The following is a 23,426-nucleotide window of genomic DNA, read 5'->3' on the forward strand; positions in this document are numbered from 1 at the left end:
GGCCGACACCCGGGATGGACTGAAGCCACTGCGTGAAACCACGTCAGGCGCTTTGCGCGCGCTCCAGCATCTGCTTGGCGTGGGCGCGTGTTTCGCGGGAAATTTCCACGCCGCCGAGCATGCGCGCCAGCTCGTCGCGGCGTCCGGCGGCGTCCAGCTTCTCGATCTGCGTGCGGGTGGTATCGCCGTCGCTGTGCTTGCTCACCCGCAGGTGGGCGTGGCCCTGTGCGGCGACCTGCGGCAGATGGGTGACGCACAGCACCTGGCGCTCGCCGCCAAGCGCCCGCAGCTTCTGCCCGACCACCTCGGCCACCGCGCCGCCGATGCCGGTATCGACCTCGTCGAACACCATGCAACCGATCGTGTCCTTGCCCAGCGTGGCCACCTCGATGGCCAGGCTGATGCGCGCCAGTTCGCCGCCTGAAGCGACCTTGCGCAGGGCGCGCGGGGGCTGCCCGGGGTTGGCACTGACCAGCAGCTCGCAGCGCTCGCGGCCCTGCGCGTCGGGCTCGTCGCTCTCGACCGGCTCGAGTTCGACGACCAGCCGGCCACCTGCCATGCCCAGTTCACCCATCAGGGCGCTGACTTCCTCGCCCAGGCGAGCGGCCGCCGTGCGGCGGGCGAGGCCCAGGGCATCGGCAGCCTTGGCGTAATCGCGCTCCAGTCCCGTGCGTTGCGCCGCGAGCCGCTCGAGCGCGTCACCGGCGCCTTCCAGCTCGGCCAGTTCGGTCTGCAGCGCGCCCAGCCGTTCGTGCAGATCGGCGACCGGCAGGCGGTGCCGGCGCGCCAGTTCATGCAGGCGGGTGAGGTGAACGTCCACCTCGGCGTAGCGTTCGGGGTCGAGGTCGACGTCCTGGGCGTAGCGCGAGAGGCCGTCGGAGGCTTCGCCAAGCTGGATTTCGGCGTTGTCGAGCAGTTCGAGCAGGGGCGCGAGGCGCGGATCAAGCGCAGCCAGTTTGCCCAGCTCGCCATGCGCGCGTCCGAGCGCCCGGCGCAAGGCGAATTCGCTGTCGCCATCGAGCAGTTCCACCACGCCCGAGGCGCCCTCGGCCAGCCGCCCGGCGTTGGCCAGGCGTTTGTGGCTCGCCTCGAGTTCGGCCAGCTCTGCCGGCGGCAATGCCCAGCGTTCGAGATCGGCCGCTTCGTGACGCAGCAGTTCCAGCCGCTGGTCGCGGTCGTCGCCGCCGCTCAGTTTGCGGATGCGCGCGCCCAGCTCCCGCCACTGCGTGGCCAGCGCGCGCACCTGCGCGACCTGTTCCTCGTTCCCGGCGTAGGCGTCGAGCAGGTCCAACTGGTGGCTGCGCGAGAGCAGTGCCTGGTGCTCGTGCTGGCCATGGATCTCCACCAGCAGCGTGGCCAGTTCGCCGAGCTGGCTGGCGTTGGCCGGGCGGCCGTTGATCCACGCGCGCGAGCTGCCCTCGGCGCGGACCACGCGGCGAAGCTGGCAGGCCCCTTCGTCGTCCAGTTCCTCCCGGGCCAGCCAAGCGCGTGCCTCGGGCAGGGCGGACAGGTCGAATTCGGCGATGAGTTCGGCGCGATCGCAGCCTTCGCGCACCATGCCGCTGTCGGCGCGCGCGCCGGCCAGCAGCATCAGCGCGTCGACCAGCAGCGACTTGCCGGCGCCGGTTTCGCCGCTGACCACGGTCAGGCCCGGGCCGAAGGCGACTTCGGCTTCTTCGACGACGGCGAAATGGCGGACATACAGGGAGGTGAGCATGGCGTGGAATTGTACGGGCAGAAGTGGCGCGCGGGCGCGGCTACCGTCGCGACCGGCGTTCTTGCAAACTCGGCGGCGACACCTTATTTCTGTCCCGTCTCACCGTTTGTTACAGCGAATGACCCGACCCCACGACCTCGATGCCCGCGCCCGCCGCCTGCTGCGCACCCTGATCGCGCAGTACCTGGCCGATGGCGAGCCTGTCGGGTCGCGCACGCTGTCCCGGTCGTCCGGGCTGGACGTTAGCCCGGCGACGATCCGCAACATCATGGCGGACCTGGAGGAAGCGGGGTTGGTCGCCTCGCCGCACACGTCCGCCGGACGCGTGCCCACGCCCCGTGGCCTGCGTCTGTTCGTCGACAGCCTGATCGAGCTGCAGCCGTTGCCGCGCGAGGAGATGGCGCGCCTCAAGCGCGAGCTGCCGCCCGGCCCGACGACCACGCGTGACCTGCTCGGCAACGTGTCCACGCTGCTTTCGGCGATGACTCACTTCGCCGGCGTGGTGACGGTGCCGCGCCAGGGCGATTTCCCGTTGCGCCACATCGACTTCGTGCCGCTGCCGGACGCGCGCGTGCTGGTGATCCTGGTGTTCTCCGACAACCAGGTGCAGAACCGCATCGTGCAACTGGCCAAGCCGCTGGACAGCCGCGAGCTGGAGCAGGCCGCCAACTACCTCAACACGCACTTCGCCGGCCTGCGCGTGGACGACATCCGCGCCCATCTGCTGCGCGAACTGCGCGAAGCGGGCAGCGAGCTCAACCGGCTGGTTGCCAGCGCGACAGAGCTTGCCGCTGCTTCCTTCGCGCCGCAGGGTGGTGGGGATGACGTCCTGGTCAGTGGCCAGACCAACCTGATGGGCTACGCGGAGCTGGCCGACCTGGATCGCCTGCGCGAGCTGTTCGAGGCCTTTCAGAAGAAGAACGAGCTGCTCCAGTTGATGGAGGTGTGCGCCCGGGCCCCGGGCGTGCGCCTGTTCATCGGCGAGGAATCGGGTTTCGCGGCGCTGGATGGCTGCAGCGTGGTGACCGCCAGCTACGGCGTACAGGGCCGTGTGCTGGGCGCGGTGGGCGTGATCGGCCCGACCCGCATGGCCTACGACCGGGTGATTCCGGTGGTGCAGGCGACGGCCGGATTGCTCAGCGACGCCTTGAATCGCGCCGCGACGTCCCTATAACCGCCCCCGGAGGGCGGGTTTCCCGCATTTTTGTGGCGGTCGGCACGGAGGTGTCGGCCCGGACATTCGTTTGGAGTAACGCATGCAGAACAACGATCAGACGCCGGACCAGGTGCAGGAGCCCGGTTCCTCGGGGGCGCAGGGGGCCGAGGCCCTGCAGGCGCGGATCGCCGAGCTGGAAGCGAGCAACGCCGAGTTGCGCGAATCCGTGCTGCGCGAGCACGCGGAACTGGAGAACCAGCGCCGGCGCCTGCATCGCGACCTGGAGCAGGCGCGCCGCTTTGCCAATGAAAAGCTGCTCAACGAATTGCTGCCGGTCTACGACAGCCTGGAGCGCGGCCTGGCCATCGAGAGCGGTGATGCCGCCGCCGTGCGCGAAGGCCTGGCGCTGACCTTGAAGGCGCTGCTGAAGGTGGCCGAGAGCCACGGGCTGGTGCAGGTCGATCCGGTCGATCAGCCGTTGGACCCGGAGCGCCACCACGCCGTGAGCATGGTCGAGGCGCCCGGCAAGGCGCCCGGAACCGTGGTGAACGTGCTGCAGAAGGGCTACGTGCTCAACGACCGGCTGCTGCGTCCCGCGCTGGTCGCGGTCGCCAGGGATTGACGCATCGCTCGCTGAACACACAGGCGCCCCGCGGCATTGAATCGTCCGACGCGGGCCACCATCTGGAAAACCATCGCGGCCGCGGGGGCCGCCTAGAAAGCATTGGAGCTAGACACTATGGGCAAGATCATCGGCATTGACCTGGGTACCACCAATTCCTGCGTCGCCGTGATGGACGGCAGCAGCGCGAAGGTGATCGAGAACGCCGAGGGCGATCGCACCACGCCGTCCATCGTCGCCTTCAGCAAGGACAACGAGGTCCTGGTGGGCGCGCCGGCCAAGCGCCAGAGCGTGACCAACCCGAAGAACACCTTCTATGCGGTCAAGCGCCTGATCGGCCGCAAGTTCACCGACGCCGAGGTCCAGAAGGACCTGCACATCGTGCCTTACGGCATCGTCGCGCACGAGAACGGCGACGCCTGGGTGGAGACGTCCGACGGCAAGAAGATGGCGCCGCAGGAGATCTCCGCAAAGGTGCTGATGAAGATGAAGAAGACCGCCGAGGACTATCTCGGCGAGCCCGTCACCGAAGCGGTGATCACGGTGCCGGCCTACTTCAACGACAGCCAGCGCCAGGCGACCAAGGACGCCGGCCGCATCGCGGGCCTGGAGGTCAAGCGCATCATCAACGAGCCGACCGCGGCCGCGCTGGCCTACGGCCTGGACAAGAAGGGCGGCGACCGCAAGATCGCGGTGTACGACCTCGGCGGCGGTACGTTCGACGTCTCGATCATCGAGATCGCCGAAGTCGACGGCGAGAAGCAGTTCGAGGTGCTGGCCACCAATGGCGACACCTTCCTCGGCGGCGAGGACTTCGACAAGCGCGTCATCGACTATCTGGTCGATGAATTCCAGAAGGACCAGGGCATCGACCTGCGCAAGGATCCGCTGGCGCTGCAGCGCCTGAAGGACGCGGCCGAGCGCGCCAAGATCGAGCTGTCCTCGGCGCACCAGACCGAGGTGAACCTGCCGTACGTGACGGCCGACGCCTCCGGTCCGAAGCACCTGAACATCAAGCTGACCCGTGCCAAGCTCGAGGCGCTGGTCGAGGACCTGGTCAAGCGCACCATCGAGCCGTGCCGCATCGCGCTCAATGACGCCGGCCTGCGCGTTTCCGACATCAACGAGGTGATCCTCGTCGGTGGCCAGACCCGCATGCCGAAGGTGCAGGAGTCGGTCAAGGACTTCTTCGGCAAGGAGCCGCGCAAGGACGTCAACCCGGACGAGGCTGTCGCCGTGGGCGCGGCGATCCAGGGCGGCGTGCTCGGCGGTTCGGTCAAGGACGTGCTGCTGCTGGACGTCACTCCGCTGTCGCTGGGCATCGAGACGATGGGCGGCGTGATGACCAAGCTGATCGAGAAGAACACTACCGTGCCGACCAAGGCCGCGCAGACCTTCTCCACCGCCGACGACAACCAGACCGCGGTGACCGTGCACGTGCTGCAGGGTGAGCGCGAGCGCGCCAGCGCGAACAAGTCGCTGGGCCGCTTCGACCTGTCGGGCATCGATCCGGCGCCGCGCGGCATGCCGCAGATCGAGGTCACCTTCGACATCGACGCCAACGGCATCCTGCACGTGTCGGCCAAGGACAAGAAGACCGGCAAGGAACAGAAGATCGAGATCAAGGCCGGCTCGGGCCTGTCCGAGGAAGAAATCCAGCGGATGGTCGCCGACGCCGAGGCGAACAAGGAAGAAGACAAGAAGTTCCACGAACTGGTCGCCACCCGCAACAAGGCCGACCAGCTGGTGCACTCCACCCGCAGCGCGCTCAAGGAGCACGGCGGCAAGGTCGGCGGTCAGATCGGCTCGATCGAGGAAGCGCTGTCCGAGCTGGAGAAGGTCAAGGACGGCGACGACAAGGCACAGATCGAGGCCAAGATGCAGAAGCTCGAGCAGGCCGCGCAGGCGCTCTACGCAGCGGCCCAGGGCGGCGGCGCGGAGGCCGGCCCGCAGGCCGCACCGGGCGGCGGCTCGGCACAGCCTGACGACGTGGTCGATGCCGAGTTCACCGAGGTCAAGGACGAGAAGAAGTAATTCCGGGAAGTCGGCGCCGCCGATCCGAGCAGCCCGCGCCGGCTATCATGGCCGACGCGGGCTGTTTGTTGACCGACAGGCCCGCGGATCGACGCAGGACAGAGCAGGGGTGTGGTTGAAGTCATGAATGCAGCAACGGGAAAGCGCGATTACTACGAGGTGCTCGGTGTCGAGCGCACCGTCACCGAGGTCGAGCTGAAGAAATCCTTCCGCCGCCTGGCGATGAAGTACCACCCGGACCGCTGCCCGGACGATCCCACCGCGCAGGAGAAATTCAAGGAGGCCAAGGAGGCCTACGAGGTCCTCTCCGACGCGCAGAAACGCGCCATGTACGACCAGCACGGCCACGCCGCCTTCGAGGGCGGCATGGGCGGCCGCGGTGGCTTCGGCGACATGGGTGACATCTTCGGGGACATTTTCGGCGACATCTTCGGCATGGGGGGCGGTGGCCGCGGCCGGCCACGCCGTGGCGCGGACTTGCGCTATGTGATGGAGCTGGATCTGGAGGAAGCGGTCTTCGGTGTCGAGAAGACGATCGAGATCCCGACCCAGGTCAATTGCCACCACTGCAACGGCAGCGGCTCGGCCGACGGCAAGACCACCCAGTGCAAGACCTGCCACGGCCACGGCCGCGTGCGCATGCAGAACGGCATCTTCTCGATCCAGCAGGCGTGCCCGCATTGCGGCGGCAGCGGCCAGACGATCGAAAAGCCCTGCAAGGCCTGCCGCGGCGAAGGTCTGCTGGAGGAGCGGCGCGCGCTGTCGGTACACATCCCGGCCGGCGTGGACAACGGCGACCGCATCCGCCTCTCCGGGCAGGGCGAGGCCGGTCCGGCGGGTGCCGAACCGGGCGACCTGTACGTGGATGTGCGCGTGCGTGAGCACGCAATTTTCCAGCGCGAGGGCAACGATCTGCACTGCGAAGTGCCGATCCGTTTTTCGCAAGCGGCGCTGGGCGCGGAGCTCAAGGTCCCCACACTGGAAGGCGAGGTGCCGGTATCGATCCCGCCTGAAACCCAGACCGGCCAGACCTTCCGCCTGCGCGGGCGCGGCGTGAAATCGGTTCGCTCCGGTCGCGTGGGCGACCTGATCTGCCGCGTCATGGTGGAAACGCCCGTGCGCCTGACCCGCGAACAGCGCGAACTGCTGGAGCAGCTCGAGGCCACCTTCAGCGAAGGCGACGCCGATGCCCATACGCCGCGCGCCAAGAGCTGGGTCGACGGCGTCAAGGACTTCCTCTCCCGCGTCACCTCGTAAGCTTCGAACGAATGCCCTGCGCCCTGGCCCGCTCTCCCGTCTCGGGAGAGCGGCGGAGCCCGCGGGAGAGTCTGTTTCCTTGCATCTGCGGCATTGGCTCTTGGTGGCAAGGGTCGGACCCCGGCTCTGGCAAGTCCTGTGGCGAGCCCCGGCCACTCATCCAGGCCCTCCCGCCGGCGCGGAGAGTGAGCAAGGCAGCGCGAATGCGCATCCTTGCCCTCCCGGGTACGCTACGCGTTCCAGTACGCACGGACCCACGCGATGACCCCACCGCTACGCCTCGCCGTCAACGGCGCCACCGGCCGCATGGGACGCGTGTTGCTCGATCTGCTGCGTGACGACGCCCGCTTCGAGGTCATCGCGGCACTCACCGGGCCGGGCGTGCCGCAGCTGGGCGAGCGTGCCTGGCACGACCGCGCCGCGCCCCGCTTCCAGGCGCAGTGGCCGCCGGATCGGCTGGACGTGGTGATCGACTTCAGCGGCCCGGGCGGACTGGCCTCCGCGCTGGATTACTGCACGGCCCACGGCGTGGCGCTGGTCAGTGGCACCACCGGCGTGGATACCGCGCTCAAGGCGCGCGTGGCGCAGGCTGCCTCGCGCATTCCGCTGATGCATGCGAGCAACTTCAGCCTCGGCGTGGCCGTCCTCACGCGGCTGATCCGCCAGGCCGCCGCGGCCTTGCCTCAATGGGACCTGGAGATTGTCGAGGCGCACCACCACCGCAAGACGGACGCGCCCTCGGGCACCGCGCTGTCGCTCGGGGAGGCCGCGGCGGCTGCGCGCGGCACCACGCTTGCGCAGGATGGCGTGACCGGTTCGCGCGAGGGGATGCGTCGCGCCGGCAGCATCGGTTTCGCCGTGGTGCGCGGCGGCGATATCGTGGGCGAACACACAGCGATGCTGATCGGGGCCGGCGAACGGGTGGAGCTGGGCCATCGTGCGACCGACCGCAGCATCTTTGCGCGCGGTGCGATCGAGGCCGCTCACTGGCTGCACGACCAGCCTCCCGGCGCCTACGACCTCGAAGCACTGCTGGCCGCACGATTGGCCCCTGGTCCATAGGGCGGACTTCAGCCGGCCACGCCAGGTCCGATTGGCGTGCAACCACCCTGCGTCGGCGATGCTTGTCCCACCTGCGCCGCGCCGCTACCATTTCGCCCGTTGTCATTGGGGAGTAGCCATCCTCACCCGCGAAGGCGCTGCGCCTTCGTTCCCCGAGGAATCCGCGTCAACAGACTTGGAGCCAACGCTCCATGGCGTGGATGGCCGCGCCGCCGGAACCCGGCGGGGCGCGTGCCCGGCGAGACCTTTGGCCACGATGCGCTCGAACCCTTGCCGGGCGAGCCGCATCGTCGCGCCATCGGTTTTTTCCGCTCGCCCGGCCGGATACGTGTTGATGCTCACCGCCTTGTGGTTCCTGCTCTCCGCCGGCGCGATCTATGCCGCCTGCGAGTACTTCGTCAACGGCATCGAGTGGCTGGGCCGCAAATGCCGGCTCGATGCCACGGCAACCGGGACCGTGCTCGCTGCATTCGGCACCGCACTGCCGGAGAGCGCGGTCACCTTCATAGCCGTGGTGTTCGGACAGACGCCCGAACAGAAGGGCATCGGTGTCGGCGCCGCCCTGGGCGGACCGCTGGTGCTGGGCACCATCGCCTATGCCGTGGTCGGCATCGCGCTGTGGGGCAACCGACACCGACTGCGACGGCCCGACGCGGTGGTGAAGGTCGACCACGCGCGGCTCGCGCGCGACCAGCGCTGGTTCCTTTCCATCTTCGTGGTCAAGTGCGCACTGGGCCTGGTCGCGTTTGCGCTGAAGCCGTGGCTCGGCGTGTTGTTCATCGGCGCCTACGGCCTGTACGTCTGGCGTGAGCTCAGGGCCGGCGACATGGCGGCGGACGAGGAGGAACTCGAACCGCTGAAGTTCCAGCCCCGCGCGGACGAACCGGCGATGTGGCGCGTGATCGCCCAGAGCGGGCTTGCGCTGGTGGTGATCGCCATCGCCTCACGCATCTTCGTGACCCAGATCGAGGTGATCGGGCTGGCCTTTGGCCTGTCGGCGCACGTGGTGGCGCTGGTCCTGAGCCCGGTCGCGACCGAACTTCCCGAGACGGTCAATGCGCTGATCTGGGTGCGTCAGGGCAAGGAGCGGCTCGCGCTGGCGAACATCTCCGGCGCCATGATGATCCAGGCGACGATTCCCAGTTCACTGGCGCTGTTCTTCACGCCCTGGCTGTTCGACCTGCCGCTGATCGTGGCCGGCGTGCTGACCACGCTGGCGGTGGGCTACCTGTGGTGGCTCTTCCAGCGCGGGCGCGTCAACGCCCGCTGGCTGGTGCCGGTCGGTCTGCTCTACGGCGTGTTCGCCGTGTTCGTGGCCTGGCACCTGGCCTGAAGGATCAGTCCCGGTGCGCGGCGTTGCGCGCGCGCCGGGCGCCGAAGCGGCGATCCAGTACGCCGACCAGTTTCTTGAAGCCACGCGAGAACTTGCCCCGTCGGGTCTTGCGCAGCTTTTCTTCCTCGCTGGTCAGCCAGGCGACCTGGATGACCCGGCGCTCGCCCTCGAAGGGCAGGTGGCCGTGGAAGGAGTTCTCGCAACGCTTGAACACGGCAAACTCGCCATACAGGGGCGTCAGTTCCGGCGCAACCAGATCGTCGATGTCGTCGATGCGGCGCAGGAAGCGCAGACAACCATCGCTGGTATCGGGCCACTGGTGATTGAGGTAGAGCAGGGCGGTGGCGACCTTCGACTTGCTGTCGGTATGGATCGTGCCATGGCGCTTGTTGAGGTGGCGGCACAGCGTGACCAGCGTGGGGTACTGGCCCAGGTCCGCGATGCCCAGCCGCTCGCCGATCGCCCTGGCGAAGGCGGGCGCCGTCAGGTCGGCCACCAGTGCGTTGATCGACGGGCCGCAATCGGCCGGATCGTACGGAAAGAAGCCCGCGCTGGTATAGCGCGGAAAGTCACGCTCCAGCTCGTTGCGTGCGTCGTCCGGCAACTGGCCATGGGCGATCAGGAACGGAAAGGGTTCCTGCCGCACAACGGTGTCGGGACGGTCGAGGCGGGCGGGGTCGAGCAGCACGGTGGCTTTCATGGACGGCTTCGTGGACCGGACGGCGGCCAGTTTAGCGTGCGCCGAGCACACGCAGAGGCCCGTGTGGATGCCGTGTTCACGCTTTACGCGGTGGACAGAATCGGCCCCCGCACCTATCATTGCGACCCGCCCGAGACTTCTTCCGACCCAAGGTCCACAAGCCTGCTAGCAGCGGCTTGCGGACTTTGCTGCACCTAAAGGCGGACCCCCAATGCCCATTCCCGCTCTGCTTGCCCTCGAAGACGGCAGCGTGTTCCACGGCCACGCCGTGGGCGCGACTGGCGAAACCGTCGGCGAGGTGGTTTTCAATACGGCGATGACGGGCTACCAGGAGATCCTCACCGATCCCTCCTATGCCCGCCAGATCGTCACCCTGACCTATCCGCATGTCGGCAACACCGGCGTGAATCCCCCCGACGCCGAATCCATGCGCGTCCAGGCTGCCGGCCTGATCGTGCGCGACGTGCCGCGGCGGCCGAGCAACTGGCGCAGCACCGAAAGCCTGCCCGAGTACCTGGCGCGCCAGAACATCGTGGCGATTGCCGGGATCGACACGCGCCGCCTGACCCGCATCCTGCTCGACAGGGGCGCGCTGAATGGCTGCATCCTGGCCGGCGAGGGTATCGACGCCGAGACGGCGTTGGCAAAGGCGCGCGCCTTCCCGGGCCTGAATGGCATGGATCTGGCCAAGGTGGTCAGCGTGCGCGAGCCCTACCACTGGACCGAGGGCGTGTACGACCTCGACCGCGCTGCGTTCACTCAGCCGGCTACCCGCTACAAGGTGGTCGCGTACGACTACGGCACCAAGCTGAACATCCTGCGGCTGCTGGCCAGCCACGGCTGTGACATCACCGTGGTACCGGCGCAGACGCCCGCTGCCGAGGTGCTGGCGATGAAGCCCGATGGCGTATTCCTGTCCAACGGCCCGGGCGACCCGGCCGCGTGCGGCTACGCCATCGCGGCGACGAAGGCTTTCCTTGACGCGAAGATCCCGTTGTTCGGCATTTGCCTGGGCCACCAGTTGATGGGCCTGGCGCTTGGCGCGAAGACCATCAAGATGAAGTTCGGCCACCATGGCGCCAACCATCCGGTCAAGGACCACGACGACGGCCGCGTGCTGATCACCAGCCAGAACCACGGCTTTGCGGTGGATCCGAAGACGCTGCCGGGCAATGTGCGCGTTACCCACACTTCGCTGTTCGACGGCTCGCTGCAGGGCTTCGCGCTGACCGATCGCCCGGCGTTCTGCTTCCAGGGCCACCCGGAAGCGGCGCCCGGCCCACATGACGTCGGCTATCTCTTCGCGCGCTTCGCGCAGCTCATGCAGGAGGCCCGCTAATGCCCAAGCGCACCGACATCAAGAGCGTGCTGATCATCGGCGCCGGGCCGATCGTGATCGGCCAGGCCTGCGAGTTCGACTATTCCGGCGCGCAGGCGTGCAAGGCGCTGCGGGAAGAGGGCTACCGGGTCATCCTGGTCAACTCCAACCCGGCCACGATCATGACCGACCCGGAGATGGCCGACGCAGTCTACATCGAGCCGATCAACTGGCAGACGGTCGAGCGCATCATCGCCAAGGAAAAGCCCGACGCGGTGCTGCCGACGATGGGCGGCCAGACCGCGCTCAACTGCGCGCTGGATCTGGCCGACAACGGGGTGCTCGAGAAGCATGGTGTCGAGTTGATCGGCGCCTCGCGCGATGCCATCCGCATGGCCGAAGACCGCGAGCTGTTCAAGCAGGCGATGGCCGACATCGGCCTGGAGTGCCCGAAGGCGGAAGTGGCGCGCAACTACGAACAGGCTGTCGACATCCAGACGAGAGTCGGCTTCCCCACCATCATCCGCCCAAGCTTTACGCTCGGCGGCTCCGGCGGTGGCATCGCCTACAACGTCGAGGAGTTCGAGGAGATCGTCAAGCGCGGTCTGGAGCTCTCGCCGGTGCACGAGGTACTGGTCGAGGAATCGGTCCTCGGCTGGAAGGAATTCGAGATGGAAGTGGTCCGCGACAAGGCGGACAACTGCATCATCGTCTGCTCGATCGAGAACCTCGATCCGATGGGCGTGCATACCGGCGACTCGATCACCGTGGCGCCGGCGCAGACGCTCACCGACAAGGAATACCAGCGCCTGCGCGACGCCTCCATCGCCGTGCTGCGCAAGATCGGCGTGGACACCGGCGGCTCCAACGTGCAGTTCGGCATCAACGCCGAGAACGGCCGCGTGGTGGTTATCGAGATGAACCCGCGCGTGTCGCGTTCATCGGCGCTGGCGTCCAAGGCGACCGGCTTCCCGATCGCCAAGGTCGCCGCCAAGCTCGCCGTCGGCTATACGCTGGACGAACTGAAGAACGACATCACCGGCGGGCTGACGCCGGCTTCGTTCGAGCCGACCATCGACTACGTGGTCACCAAGATCCCGCGCTTCGCCTTCGAGAAGTTCCCCTCGGCCGATGCGCGCCTGACCACGCAGATGAAGTCGGTGGGCGAGGTGATGGCCATGGGCCGCACCTTCCACGAATCGCTGCAGAAGGCGCTGCGCGGGCTGGAGATCGGCAAGACGGGCCTCAACCCGACGGGCCTGGATCTGGCCAGCGCCGAGGGCCAGGCGAGGGTCCGGCGCGAGCTGCGCGAGCCGCGGCCCGAGCGCGTGTTCTATGTAGCCGACGCCTTCCGCGCTGGCCTGTCGCTGGAAGAGATCTACGACTGCAGCCGCATCGATCCGTGGTTCCTGGCCGCCTTCGAGGACATCGTCCTCACCGAGAAGGAGGTCAAGGCACAGGGTATGACCGCGCTCAACGCGCCGCGCATGCGCGAGCTCAAGCGCATGGGCTTTGCCGACGCGCGCATCGCCCAGCTGCTCAACACCGACGAGGCGGCCGTGCGCCACCTGCGCCATACGCTGGGCGTGCGCCCGGTGTACAAGCGCGTGGATTCCTGCGCGGCGGAGTTCGCCACCAGCACGGCCTACATGTACTCGACCTACGAGGAAGAGTGCGAGGCCAATCCGTCCAACCGCGAGAAGATCGTGGTGCTGGGCGGCGGTCCGAACCGCATCGGCCAGGGCATCGAATTCGACTACTGCTGCGTGCACGCTGCGCTGGCGCTGCGCGAGGACGGGTTCGAGACCATCATGGTCAACTGCAACCCGGAAACCGTCTCGACCGACTACGACACCTCCGATCGCCTGTACTTCGAGCCGCTGACGCTCGAGGACGTTCTTGAGATCGTCGAACTGGAGAAGCCCAAGGGCGTGATCGTGCAGTACGGCGGCCAGACGCCGCTCAAGCTCGCGCGCGCGCTGGAGGCCGCTGGCGTGCCGGTGATCGGCACCTCGCCCGACTCGATCGACCTGGCGGAAGATCGCGAGCGCTTCCAGCAGATGATCCACAAGCTGGGCTTGCGTCAGCCGCCCAACCGCACCGCGCGCAACGCCGACGAGGCGCTCGCGCTGGCGCGCGAGATCGGCTACCCGATGGTGGTGCGCCCCAGTTACGTGCTCGGCGGCCGCGCCATGGAAGTGGTCTACGACGACGCCGACCTGTCGCGCTACATCCGCGAGGCGGTGCAGGTGTCCAACGACTCTCCCGTGCTGCTGGACCGCTTCCTTGATCACGCGGTCGAGGTCGACGTGGACGTCATCGCCGATGCCGAGGGCAACGTGCTGGTCGGCGGCATCATGGAACACATCGAGGAGGCCGGCGTTCACTCGGGCGACTCGTCCTGCTCGCTGCCGCCGTACTCCCTCTCGGCCGAGATCCAGGACGAGCTGCGCCGCCAGGTCGCCGCGATGGCCAAGGAGCTCAAGGTGATCGGCCTGATGAACACGCAGTTCGCGATCCAGGGCGACACCGTGTACATCCTCGAAGTGAACCCGCGCGCCTCCCGCACGGTGCCGTTCGTCTCCAAGGCCACCGGCATGCCGCTGGCCAAGATCGCCGCCCGCTGCATGGCCGGCCGCTCGCTGGCAAGCCAGGGCGCCGCGCGGGAAATCATTCCCGACTACTACTCGGTCAAGGAAGCGATCTTCCCGTTCCTGAAGTTCCAGAACGTGGATCCGATCCTCGGTCCGGAGATGCGTTCCACCGGCGAAGTGATGGGTGTGGGCCGCACGTTCGGCGCCGCCTTCGCGCGCGGCCACGAGGCCGCGGGCATCAAGGCGCCAGCCACGGGCAAGGTGTTCCTTTCGGTGCGTGACGCCGACAAGGAGCGCCTGCTGCCGGTCGCCAAGGAAGTGCTGGCGCGCGGCTTCAGCCTGGTCGCCACCGGCGGCACGGCGGCCTTCCTCGACGAACACGGCGTGCCCTGCGAGCGCATCAACAAGGTACTCGAGGGCCGGCCGCACATCGTCGACCTGATCAAGAACGGCGAGATCGTCTATATCGTCAACACCACCGAGGGCAAGCAGGCGATCGCCGACTCGTTCTCGATCCGGCGCGAGGCCCTGCAGCACCGCGTCACCTACTCGACCACCGTGGCAGGCGCGCGTGCGCTCGTCCACTCGCTGGATTTCCACGGCGAGGCGGACGTGCACAGCCTGCAGGAACTGCACAAGGAGCTGAGCGCATGAGTCGCGCCCCCATGACCAAGGCCGGTTCGGAGCGCCTGCGCGGCGAGCTGGACCGCCTCAAGTCGGTCGAGCGTCCGCGCATCATCGCGGCGATCGCCGAAGCCCGCGCCCATGGCGACCTGAAGGAGAACGCCGAGTATCACGCCGCGCGCGAGCAGCAGAGCTTCATCGAAGGACGCATCGGCGAGCTGGAGGCCGTCCTGTCGACCGCCGAGGTGATCGACGTGTCCCGGCTCGGCGCCGGCAGCAAGGTGGTGTTCGGCGCCACCGTCGACCTGGAGGACGAGGATTCCGGCGAAGCGGTGACCTACCAGATCGTGGGCGACCTGGAGGCGGACATCAAGCAGCGGCTGATTGCCGTGTCTTCGCCGATCGCCCGTGCGCTGATCGGCAAGAGCGAAGGCGACAGTTTCGAGTTCAGGGCGCCCAATGGCGTCAAGCGCTACGAGATCACGGGCGTTCGCTACGAATGAACCACCATGGCCGGGCAGGGCGACCTCGGTCCGCCGTGTCCGCGCCGGCGTCGGCCCGCGTAGCGGATCGACAAAACGCAGGCAACAAAAAAGGCCGCTTCGAGCGGCCTTTTTGCGTCAACCCGGACAGCTCAGCGCTGGCGCGCCTTGAAACGCGGGTTGCTCTTGCAGATCACGAAGACCTTGCCGCGACGGCGCACGACCTTGCAGTCACGGTGCCGCTGCTTGGCGGACTTCAGAGAGGAAAGCACCTTCACGGCCAGCTCCTGGAAACAATTCGGGAAAATTCAAGCCGCTAAGTGTAGCCACAGTCGGCTGGCTTCACAAGTCCGCATCTTCCACGCCCTTGACGATCTGGAGGAACTTCGCCAGCACCGGGGAAGGGTTGTCCCTGCGGCTGGCAACCGCCAGCAGCAGGTAGGCGTCCGGATCCTCCAGCGAGACGTAGCTGACCCCGCCCAGCTGGACTGCGCGCATGCTGGCTGGCACCAGTGCCAATCCGATGCCGGCCGCGACCAGTGCCAGCAGACCGTTGATCTGCTGGGCCTGCTGGCCGATCAGCGGATGGAAGCCGGCCTTGCCCGCCAGTTGCACCAGGCGGTCGTAAAGCGTCGCCGCCAGTTCGCGCGGCTGGCTGACGAAGACCTCGTTGGCCAACGCGCCGAAGTGCACGCTGTCCTGCCCGGATAAAGCATGGCCGCTGGGTACGGCCAGCACCAGCGGCTCGTAGTCGATCACGTCGATCCGCAACATGCGAGAGTCGGACTCGTGGCGGGGCTCGTCGCGCACGAAGCCGACGTCGATCTGGTCTGCGCGCAAGGCGGTGAACTGCGGTTCGCTGTACATCTCCTGCAGCTGCATGCGCACCCTCGGAGCGTGCTGCCGAAAGCGCAGCAGCGTCTGCGGCAGCGCCCGGTGGAAGGTGACCGAGATGGTGTACGCCAGCCGCAATGCCCCGCTGAAGCCCGCCGCCGCGTCGCTGACGTGGGCGCGGGCCTGCTCGGCCTGGGCCAGGATCTGCCGCGCCTGTTCCAGCAGGATGCGCCCGGGCTCGGTCAGGGCGACGTTACGCTTGTCGCGGTCGAACAGGCGGGTGCCCAGATCCTGTTCCAGCGCCTGGATCTGCTGCGATAGCGGCGGCTGGGAAATGTGCAGGCGCTGGGCGGCGCGGGTGAAGCTCAGCTCCTCGGCGACGGCCACAAAATAGCGAAGCTGGCGGAAGTCGAACATAGTCGAATCCCAAATAAATCGGGAGCCAAATATATATTGGATAGGCCTTTGTGACGACGGTATCGTTTGTCTCGTCCCGCCACCTTCCCCCTCCCCCCAGGTGGCGGTGACCCTCGCTCCGCAGCGACGCTATCCCCGCGGTCCCGGTCTTCCTCCCCCAGAGCCGGCACCGACGCGTCGTTCGCGGGGCGCTTTCTTTCTCCGGGCTTGCTACAGCGCCGCGGCCAGGCGCGTACCCTGGGCGATCGCGCGCTTCGCGTCGAGCTCGGCCGCCACGTCGGCACCGCCGATGACGTGCGGCCTGAAGCCGGCCTCCAGCAGCGCATCGGCCAGGCCGCGAGCCGGTTCCTGGCCCGCACAGACCACCACGTTGTCGACCGGCAGCACCTGTGGCTGGCCAGCCAGCAGGATATGCAGGCCTGCGTCGTCGAAGCGCTCGTATTGCACGCTGCCGAGCATCCGGACCTGGTGCGCCTTGAGCGTGGCCCGGTGCACCCAGCCGGTGGTCTTGTTGAGGCGCGCGCCCGGACGGCCTTCGCTCCGCTGCAGCAGCCAGACCTGCCGTGCGGGTGATTCCGGCCTCGGAGCCGTCAGGCCGCCGCGCGCGGTCAACGTACGATCCACGCCCCAGGCCTGCGCCCAGCGCACGGGATCCAGCGCAGGGGAGGGCGGCTGCCCGGCCAGGAATTCGGCCACATCGAAGCCGATGCCCCCGGCGCCGATGATCGCCACCCGCGGCCCCACCGGGTGATCGTGCGCGAGCACGTCCAGATAGCCGAGCACGCGCGGGTCCTCGCTGCCCGGGAAGCGGATCCGGCGCGGCAAGACGCCGGTGGCGACCACGATTTCGTCGAAGCCGCGCAACGCCCCCGCGTCGGCCCGGCAGCCCAGCCGTTGCTCCACGCCCAACTCGCCCAGGCGATGGCGGTAGTAGCGCAGCGTCTCGTGGAACTCCTCCTTGCCAGGAATGCGCTTGGCGTAGTTGAACTGCCCGCCGATGTCGCTCGCCTGCTCGAACAGCGTCACCAGGTGGCCGCGTTCGGCGAGCGTGGTGGCACAGGCCAGCCCGGCGGGGCCGGCGCCGACCACGGCGATGCGCTTGTGCTGCGTGGCCGGCAAGACGACCAGTTCGGTCTCGTGGCACGCGCGCGGGTTGACCAGGCAACTGGCGCGCTTGTTCTGGAACACGTGATCCAGACACGCCTGGTTGCAGGCGATGCAGGTGTTGATCGCGGCGCCGCGTCCCGAACGCGCCTTGGTTGCCCAGTCCGGATCGGCCAGGAGCGGGCGGGCCATCGAGACCATGTCGGCCTCGCCGGTGACCAGCACACGCTCGGCCACTTCGGGCATGTTGATGCGGTTGGTGGCCACCAGCGGCAGCCCGACCTCACGCTTGAGCCGCTGGGTGACCCAGGCAAAGCCGGCGCGCGGCACCGAAGTGACGATGGTCGGCACGCGCGCCTCGTGCCAGCCGATGCCGGTGTTGATGATGCTGGCGCCCGCCGCTTCGATGGCCTTGGCCAGCATGACGATCTCATCCCAGGACTGGCCACCCTCGACCAGTTCCAGCATGGACAAGCGATAGATGATGATGAAGTCGTGCCCGAGCGCCTCGCGCGTGCGCCGCACGATCTCGACCGGAAAGCGCATGCGGCGGTTGGCATCGCCGCCCCAGGCATCCTCCCGCCGATTGGTACGAGGGGCCAGGAACTGGTTGATGAGGTAGCCCTCCGAGCCCATGACCTCGACGCCGTCATAGCCGGCTTCGCGGGCGAGCCGCGCGCAGCGCACGAAATCGGCGATCGTGCGCTCGACGCCGCGGGCGGAGAGAGCCCGCGGGGTGAACGGGGTGATGGGCGACTTGATCTTCGAGGGTGCCACCGACAGCGGGTGATAGCCGTAGCGGCCTGCATGCAGGATCTGCAGGCAGATGTGTCCGCCCTCGGCATGCACCGCCCGGGTCAGCTTGCGATGCCGCGCCACATGCCATGGCATCGACAGCCGGCCACCGAAGGGCTTCAGCCAACCCTGGATGCTGGGCGCGATGCCGCCTGTCACCATCAGGCCCACGCCACCCCGCGCGCGTTCGGCGAAGTAGGCTGCAAGCTTGTCGTAGTCCGCCGCACGGTCCTCCAGCCCCGTATGCATCGAACCCATCAGGATGCGGTTCGGCAAGGTGACGTGGCCCAGGTCCAGCGGGGCGAACAGGTGCGGATAGTGCATGCCGGCGTCCATTCAAACGATCGTATGAATGTGCCGGGTGGGCGCGACGAAAGCAAGCCGGGCGGCCGGTTTCCTGTTTTTGCCAGCGGCGGGCTGGGGAGCGGGGCGTATGTCAGATCGGGACCCGCCCCGCCCGAACCGCCTCGCAAAGGGCAGCGCTGAAGTCCGGGGCGGTCAGGCGAGCAGCTGGCGCACCAGCGCGATGTAGCGGCGCATCGCTTCGTCCTGCGACGTGCCACCCAGCTGCGCCCAGGCCTCGTGCTTGGCAGTGCCGACGAAATCGAAGAAGCCGGGGGGATGGGCCTGGATGTCGCCCAGCGAACCCTGCTTGTACAGGGCGTAGAGCCTGAGCAGGGTGTCGTTGTCAGGTCGGGTGCCGAGCCGCTTGACGTTCTCGGCAGCTTGTTCGAACTCGCGGCGAAGATCGGTCATGGGGAGGGCACGCGACGACGGTGCGCGGCTGGATAGCACGCGCCCCGGGGGTGGTCAACGCGCTAACATGGGCTTTTTGCAGAGTCCGGGAGACCCATGAGCCGCACGCAGCCGGTCCCAGTCCTCACCATCGACGGGCCGTCCGGGTCGGGCAAGGGCACCATCAGCCGCCTGGTCGCCGAACAACTGGGCTGGCGCCTGCTCGATTCAGGCGCGCTGTACCGGGCGGTCGGTTATGCAGCCGGCGCCGAGGGCCTGGACCTGTCCGACGCGGACGCGGTGACCCGTTGCGCCCAGACCACGAAGATCCGCTTCCAGGCGGCCGCCGATGGGGGCGACACGCGGGTGATCGTCAATGGCCACGACGCCACCGACGAGCTGCGCACGGAGACCGCGGGTGCGGCGGCTTCGGCGATCGCCTCGATCCCCTCGGTGCGGCAAGCCCTGGTCGACCTGCAACTGGGCTTCCGCAAGAGCCCGGGCCTGGTCGCCGACGGGCGGGACATGGGGACGGTGATCTTCCCGGACGCGCCCTTCAAGGTGTTCCTCACGGCCAGCGCCGCCGAGCGGGCGAAAAGGCGCTATAAGCAGTTGAAGGAAAAGGGGCTGAACGTTACACTTGCAGCCCTTCAGCGCGAGATCGAGGCGCGCGACGAACGCGATGCGTCGCGCAAGGTCGCCCCGCTTCGCCCGGCCGAAGATGCGGTTCTGGTGGATACCACCGGCATGCCCATCGAGGTCGTCGTCGCGAAAGTATTCGCCGTCGTGCAGCCCCGATAAGGCTGCACGCGGCTTTAGGCGCCTCCGCCGCGGCGGGGGTTTTGGTCAACGGTGCCGACAGGGCGGTCCGTCACAGGGCGCGTTTTCTGCGACACCCACAACCGGTGGGCCGGTTAGCCCGTGCGCATTTGATCCGACGGCGCGCACAGGGGGCTACGGCCTTTTCTCATTTCTGGAATCAACATGACTGAAAGTTTTGCCGAGCTGTTTGAACAGAGCCAGCAGGCCATTGCCAAGCTGAAGCCGGGCGCCATCGTCACCGGTATCGTTGTGGAAATCCGCAACGACGTCGTCGTGATCAACGCCGGTCTCAAGAGCGAAGGCATCGTCCCGATCGAGCAGTTCCGGGACGAAGAGGGCACGCTGGAAGTGCAGGTAGGCGACGAGGTGAAGGTTGCCCTCGACGCCCTGGAAGACGGCTTCGGCGAGACCAAGCTCTCCCGCGAGAAGGCCAAGCGTTCGATGGTGTGGGACGACCTCGAGCAGGCTTTCGACAAGGAAGAGACCATCACCGGCAAGATCTCCGGCAAGGTCAAGGGCGGCTTCACCGTCGACATCAAGGACGTCCGCGCGTTCCTGCCGGGCTCGCTGGTCGATGTGCGCCCGGTGCGTGACCCGGTGTACCTCGAGGGCAAGGACCTCGAGTTCAAGATCATCAAGCTGGACCGCAAGCGCAACAACGTGGTCGTCAGCCGCCGCGCCGTCGTCGAGACCGAGTTCTCCGAGGAGCGCGAGAAGCTGCTGGAGCGCCTGACCGAGGGCGCGGTGGTCAAGGGCACGGTCAAGAACCTCACCGACTACGGCGCGTTCGTGGACCTGGGCGGCATCGACGGCCTGCTGCACATCACCGACATGGCGTGGAAGCGCGTGCGCCATCCGTCCGAGGTGGTCAACGTCGGCGACGAGCTGGACGTGCGCGTGCTCAAGTACGACCGCGAGCGCAACCGCGTGTCGCTGGGCCTCAAGCAGCTGGGCGACGATCCGTGGGTTGCGATTTCGCGTCGCTATCCGGTCGGCAGCCGCATCTTCGGCAAGGTCTCCAACGTCACCGATTACGGCTGCTTCGTCGAGATCGAGCCGGGCGTGGAAGGCCTGGTCCACGTGTCCGAGATGGACTGGACCAACAAGAACGTCAATCCGGCCAAGGTGGTGCAGGTCGGCGACGAGACCGAAGTGATGGTGCTGGACGTGGATGAAGAGCGTCGTCGCATCTCGCTGGGCATCAAGCAGACCCGCTCCAACCCGTGGGAAGCCTTCGCCGCGATGCACAAGAAGGGCGACAAGGTCTCCGGCCAGATCAAGTCGATCACCGACTTCGGCATCTTCATCGGCCTGGATGGCGGCATCGATGGTCTGGTGCACCTGTCCGATATCTCCTGGCAGGCGTCCGGCGAAGACCTCGTGCGCAACTTCAAGAAGGGCGACGAGATCGAGGCAGTGGTGCTGGCGGTCGATCCGGAGCGTGAGCGCATCTCCCTCGGCATCAAGCAGATGGAACAGGATCCGTTCGGCCAGTTCATGGCCAACAACCCGCGCGGCACGATCGTCAACGGCACCGTGAAGGAAGTGGACGCCAAGGGTGCGGTGATCGACCTGGGCGAGGGCGTGGAGGGTTACCTGCGCGCCAACGACATCGCCAAGGAGCGTGTCGAGGACGCCACTCAGTACCTGAAGGTGGGTGACAAGGTCGAAGCCAAGTTCACCGGCATGGATCGCAAGGGTCGCCAGCTGGCACTCTCGATCCGCGCCAAGGACGAGGAAGACCTGCAGGACGCGATGGCCGAGTACGGCTCCGCGGCCGGCGGCACCACCAAGCTGGGCGCGCTGCTCAAGGAGCAGCTCAACAAGTCCGAGTAATTCCTTTAGAATTACAATGACTTGAGTACGAAGCGGGGCGGCCCAGGCCGCCCCGTCGTTTGAACGTCACGGACATTGGGGACCCATGACCAAATCCGAACTGATCGAAGCGCTTGCCAGGCGCCAGACCCACCTTGCCTTCAGCGACGTGGAGCTCGCGGTCAAGAGCGTGATCGAGCAGATGAGCCACGCCCTGGCACAGGGCGAGCGCATCGAGGTCCGCGGCTTTGGCAGCTTCGCGCTGCATTACCGGCCGCCACGGATGGGGCGCAACCCCAAGACCGGCGACGCGGTGGCCCTGCCGGGCAAGCACGTGCCGCATTTCAAGCCGGGCAAGGAACTGCGCGAGCGGGTGAACCTGTCGCTGCAGGCGGAAACCGAAGCGGCCTGATACGCGGCTGGTCCCAAAATACAGGATGGTGCAAGGCAGGCGGCGCGAGCTGTCCTGCCTTTTTTGTCGGCCTCGCAGGCAACCGCCGTTGGGCCTCTCCCGTGCGCACGAAAGGTTCAAAACGTCCCGTGCCTGTTCAAGCGGATTCCGGTAAAGTTGCGCGATGCGATTGATTGCCTTGCTCATCCTTGCGCTGTTCGTGGTCGTCGGCGTGGTCGTCGGCGCGCTCAATGCCGATCCGGTGAGCTACGACCTGGCGTTTTTCCGGGTAACGCTGCCCAAGGGGGGCGGGCTACTGGTCGCGCTGGTGATCGGCTGGCTGGCGGGCGGTTTGACCGCCTGGCTCGGCATGAGCCTGCGCCATCGCCGCGTGCTGCGCCGCGTGCGCCCATCCAGCGGGAAGACGCCGGCCCGCGCATGAGCATCCTCTATGTGCTGGTCCTGCTGGTGCCGGCCGCTTTCGCCAGCGGGTGGTTCGCGGCCCGCCGGGCGGCAGTGCACCGTTCGGGCATGCGCGTCAGCGAGCTGTCATCCGACTACTTCCGCGGCCTCAACTACCTGCTCAACGAAGAGCAGGACAAGGCGATCGAAGTCTTCCTGAAACTCGCCGAGTACAACCGCGACACGGTCGAAACCCACCTTGCCCTGGGCAACCTGTTCCGGCGCCGCGGCGAGGTGGATCGGGCCATCCGCCTGCACCAGCACCTGGTCTCGCGCCCGGGCCTGACCGAAGCGATGAAGACGGTCGCACTGCTCGAACTGGGCGAGGACTACATGCGTGCCGGCCTGCTCGACCGCGCCGAAGCGCTGTTTTCCGACCTGGTCGCCATGAACGCGCATGCGCCATCGGCGCTGCGGCACCTGGTGGCCATCTACCAGCACGAACGCGACTGGCACAAGGCGATCGACCACGCGCGCCGGCTCGAAGCGATGACCGGCGACGACGAGTCGCCGATGATCGCGCAGTTCTATTGCGAACTGGCCGAGCAGGCCCGCCAGCACGGCGCTCGTTCGGAAGCGCGCGACTACCTGCGGCAGGCCTTCGAGTGCCAGGCCGACTGCGTGCGTGCATTCATGCTCACTGGCCGCCTGCATGCCGAGGCGGGCGAGCATGCCGAAGCGGTCGAGGCCTATGAGGCGGCCGTCGGCGCGGACATCGCCTTCGTCCCCGAAATCCTGCCTCCGCTGCTCAACAGCTACGCGCGCACCGGCCAGATGGAGCGCGCCGAGCATTTCCTGCGCGACATCCTGGCGCGCTACAACGGGATCTCGCCGGTGCTGGCGTTGACCAAGCTCTACAATCAGCGCGACGGCGAGCGCGCCGGCATCGAGTTCCTTACCTCGCAACTGCGCCAGCGCCCCTCGGTCCGCGGGCTGATGGCCTTGATCGACGCCACGATGGACAAGATCGAGGGCGAAGCCCGCGAGAACTTCCTGATCCTGCGCGACCTTACCCGCAAGCTGCTCGAAGGCCAGGCGATGTACCGCTGCAGCCGCTGTGGCTTCGGCGCCAAGGCACACCACTGGCAGTGCCCCAGCTGCAAGGGCTGGAGCACGATCCGCCCGATCCACGGCGTCGCCAACGAGTGACCC

Annotated in this window: 20 protein-coding genes and 1 riboswitch; of the genes, 14 read left to right on the plus strand and 6 right to left on the minus strand. The window is 67.5% G+C overall.

What is annotated here, in order from left to right:
• Positions 1–43 precede the first annotated feature (43 nt).
• The gene (recN, locus tag ACFWZU_RS05970; protein WP_439700509.1) at positions 44–1,717 is read right to left on the minus strand and encodes a DNA repair protein RecN; all 1,674 of its coding nucleotides are present in this window, start codon (positions 1,715–1,717) and stop codon (positions 44–46) included.
• A 118-nt stretch (positions 1,718–1,835) separates the two neighbouring features.
• On the opposite strand from recN, the gene hrcA reads away from it, so the two are divergent.
• From hrcA to ACFWZU_RS06000, 6 genes are all read left to right on the plus strand, one after another.
• Positions 1,836–2,891 carry a heat-inducible transcriptional repressor HrcA gene (gene hrcA, locus ACFWZU_RS05975; protein ID WP_439700510.1) on the plus strand — a complete coding sequence of 352 codons (1,056 nt, stop codon included), beginning with the start codon at positions 1,836–1,838 and terminating at the stop codon, positions 2,889–2,891.
• 82 nt (positions 2,892–2,973) lie between these two features.
• Positions 2,974–3,495 carry a nucleotide exchange factor GrpE gene (gene grpE, locus ACFWZU_RS05980; protein WP_439700511.1) on the plus strand — a complete coding sequence of 174 codons (522 nt, stop codon included), beginning with the start codon at positions 2,974–2,976 and terminating at the stop codon, positions 3,493–3,495.
• Positions 3,496–3,612: 117 nt separating this feature from the next.
• Positions 3,613–5,529 carry a molecular chaperone DnaK gene (dnaK, locus tag ACFWZU_RS05985; protein ID WP_439700512.1) on the plus strand — a complete coding sequence of 639 codons (1,917 nt, stop codon included), beginning with the start codon at positions 3,613–3,615 and terminating at the stop codon, positions 5,527–5,529.
• A gap of 123 nt (positions 5,530–5,652) precedes the next feature.
• The gene (dnaJ, locus tag ACFWZU_RS05990) at positions 5,653–6,786 is read left to right on the plus strand and encodes a molecular chaperone DnaJ (RefSeq protein WP_439700513.1); all 1,134 of its coding nucleotides are present in this window, start codon (positions 5,653–5,655) and stop codon (positions 6,784–6,786) included.
• A 261-nt stretch (positions 6,787–7,047) separates the two neighbouring features.
• Complete coding sequence (gene dapB / locus ACFWZU_RS05995) at positions 7,048–7,848, plus strand: 4-hydroxy-tetrahydrodipicolinate reductase (protein ID WP_439700514.1); 801 nt, start codon at positions 7,048–7,050, stop codon at positions 7,846–7,848.
• A gap of 95 nt (positions 7,849–7,943) precedes the next feature.
• A riboswitch (yybP-ykoY riboswitch) is annotated at positions 7,944–8,085 on the plus strand.
• A gap of 97 nt (positions 8,086–8,182) precedes the next feature.
• Positions 8,183–9,181: a sodium:calcium antiporter gene (locus ACFWZU_RS06000; RefSeq protein WP_439700515.1), complete on the plus strand. Its 999-nt coding sequence runs from the start codon at positions 8,183–8,185 to the stop codon at positions 9,179–9,181.
• 4 nt (positions 9,182–9,185) lie between these two features.
• On the opposite strand, the gene ACFWZU_RS06005 is transcribed toward ACFWZU_RS06000, so the two are convergent.
• A complete protein-coding gene (locus ACFWZU_RS06005) occupies positions 9,186–9,881 on the minus strand; it encodes a 2OG-Fe(II) oxygenase (protein ID WP_439700516.1) in 696 nt (231 codons plus the stop codon).
• A 211-nt stretch (positions 9,882–10,092) separates the two neighbouring features.
• On the opposite strand from ACFWZU_RS06005, the gene carA reads away from it, so the two are divergent.
• Genes carA through greA form a run of 3 tightly spaced genes read left to right on the plus strand, consistent with a single transcriptional unit; the run spans position 10,093 to position 14,920 of the window.
• Positions 10,093–11,220, plus strand: coding sequence for a glutamine-hydrolyzing carbamoyl-phosphate synthase small subunit (gene carA / locus ACFWZU_RS06010; RefSeq protein ID WP_439700517.1), 1,128 nt, complete (start codon positions 10,093–10,095; stop codon positions 11,218–11,220).
• The gene (gene carB, locus ACFWZU_RS06015; protein WP_439700518.1) at positions 11,220–14,447 is read left to right on the plus strand and encodes a carbamoyl-phosphate synthase large subunit; all 3,228 of its coding nucleotides are present in this window, start codon (positions 11,220–11,222) and stop codon (positions 14,445–14,447) included. The genes carA and carB overlap by 1 nt, the downstream gene beginning before the upstream one ends.
• Positions 14,444–14,920 carry a transcription elongation factor GreA gene (greA, locus tag ACFWZU_RS06020; RefSeq protein WP_439700519.1) on the plus strand — a complete coding sequence of 159 codons (477 nt, stop codon included), beginning with the start codon at positions 14,444–14,446 and terminating at the stop codon, positions 14,918–14,920. Before carB ends, greA begins: the two co-directional genes overlap by 4 nt.
• Positions 14,921–15,051: 131 nt before the next feature.
• Here greA and ykgO read toward each other — a convergent pair whose 3' ends face one another.
• The 4 genes from ykgO to ACFWZU_RS06040 form a co-directional block, all read right to left on the minus strand.
• Positions 15,052–15,177 (minus strand): type B 50S ribosomal protein L36, encoded by a 126-nt coding sequence (gene ykgO / locus ACFWZU_RS06025; protein ID WP_008215056.1) that lies wholly within the window; start codon positions 15,175–15,177, stop codon positions 15,052–15,054.
• Between the two features lie 64 nt (positions 15,178–15,241).
• Positions 15,242–16,150 carry a LysR substrate-binding domain-containing protein gene (locus ACFWZU_RS06030; protein ID WP_439700520.1) on the minus strand — a complete coding sequence of 303 codons (909 nt, stop codon included), beginning with the start codon at positions 16,148–16,150 and terminating at the stop codon, positions 15,242–15,244.
• A gap of 210 nt (positions 16,151–16,360) precedes the next feature.
• Positions 16,361–18,373 (minus strand): FAD-dependent oxidoreductase, encoded by a 2,013-nt coding sequence (locus ACFWZU_RS06035; RefSeq protein WP_439700521.1) that lies wholly within the window; start codon positions 18,371–18,373, stop codon positions 16,361–16,363.
• Positions 18,374–18,547: 174 nt separating this feature from the next.
• On the minus strand, positions 18,548–18,805 hold the full coding sequence (locus ACFWZU_RS06040) for an acyl-CoA-binding protein (RefSeq protein WP_439700522.1): 258 nt from the start codon (positions 18,803–18,805) through the stop codon (positions 18,548–18,550).
• 96 nt (positions 18,806–18,901) lie between these two features.
• Between ACFWZU_RS06040 and cmk the strand changes: the two genes are divergently transcribed.
• From cmk to lapB, 5 genes are all read left to right on the plus strand, one after another.
• Positions 18,902–19,585: a (d)CMP kinase gene (cmk, locus tag ACFWZU_RS06045; RefSeq protein WP_439700523.1), complete on the plus strand. Its 684-nt coding sequence runs from the start codon at positions 18,902–18,904 to the stop codon at positions 19,583–19,585.
• A 183-nt stretch (positions 19,586–19,768) separates the two neighbouring features.
• Entirely contained in the window at positions 19,769–21,442 is a 1,674-nt protein-coding gene (rpsA, locus tag ACFWZU_RS06050) for a 30S ribosomal protein S1 (protein WP_439700524.1), read from the plus strand.
• Between the two features lie 85 nt (positions 21,443–21,527).
• On the plus strand, positions 21,528–21,833 hold the full coding sequence (locus tag ACFWZU_RS06055) for an integration host factor subunit beta (protein ID WP_439700525.1): 306 nt from the start codon (positions 21,528–21,530) through the stop codon (positions 21,831–21,833).
• 163 nt (positions 21,834–21,996) lie between these two features.
• Positions 21,997–22,254 carry a DUF1049 domain-containing protein gene (locus ACFWZU_RS06060; RefSeq protein ID WP_439700526.1) on the plus strand — a complete coding sequence of 86 codons (258 nt, stop codon included), beginning with the start codon at positions 21,997–21,999 and terminating at the stop codon, positions 22,252–22,254.
• A complete protein-coding gene (lapB, locus tag ACFWZU_RS06065) occupies positions 22,251–23,423 on the plus strand; it encodes a lipopolysaccharide assembly protein LapB (RefSeq protein WP_439700527.1) in 1,173 nt (390 codons plus the stop codon). Before ACFWZU_RS06060 ends, lapB begins: the two co-directional genes overlap by 4 nt.
• Positions 23,424–23,426: the final 3 nt, after the last annotated feature.

The sequence above is a fragment of the Frateuria sp. GZRR33 genome, from assembly GCF_051900425.1.
Taxonomy (GTDB): domain Bacteria; phylum Pseudomonadota; class Gammaproteobacteria; order Xanthomonadales; family Rhodanobacteraceae; genus Frateuria_A.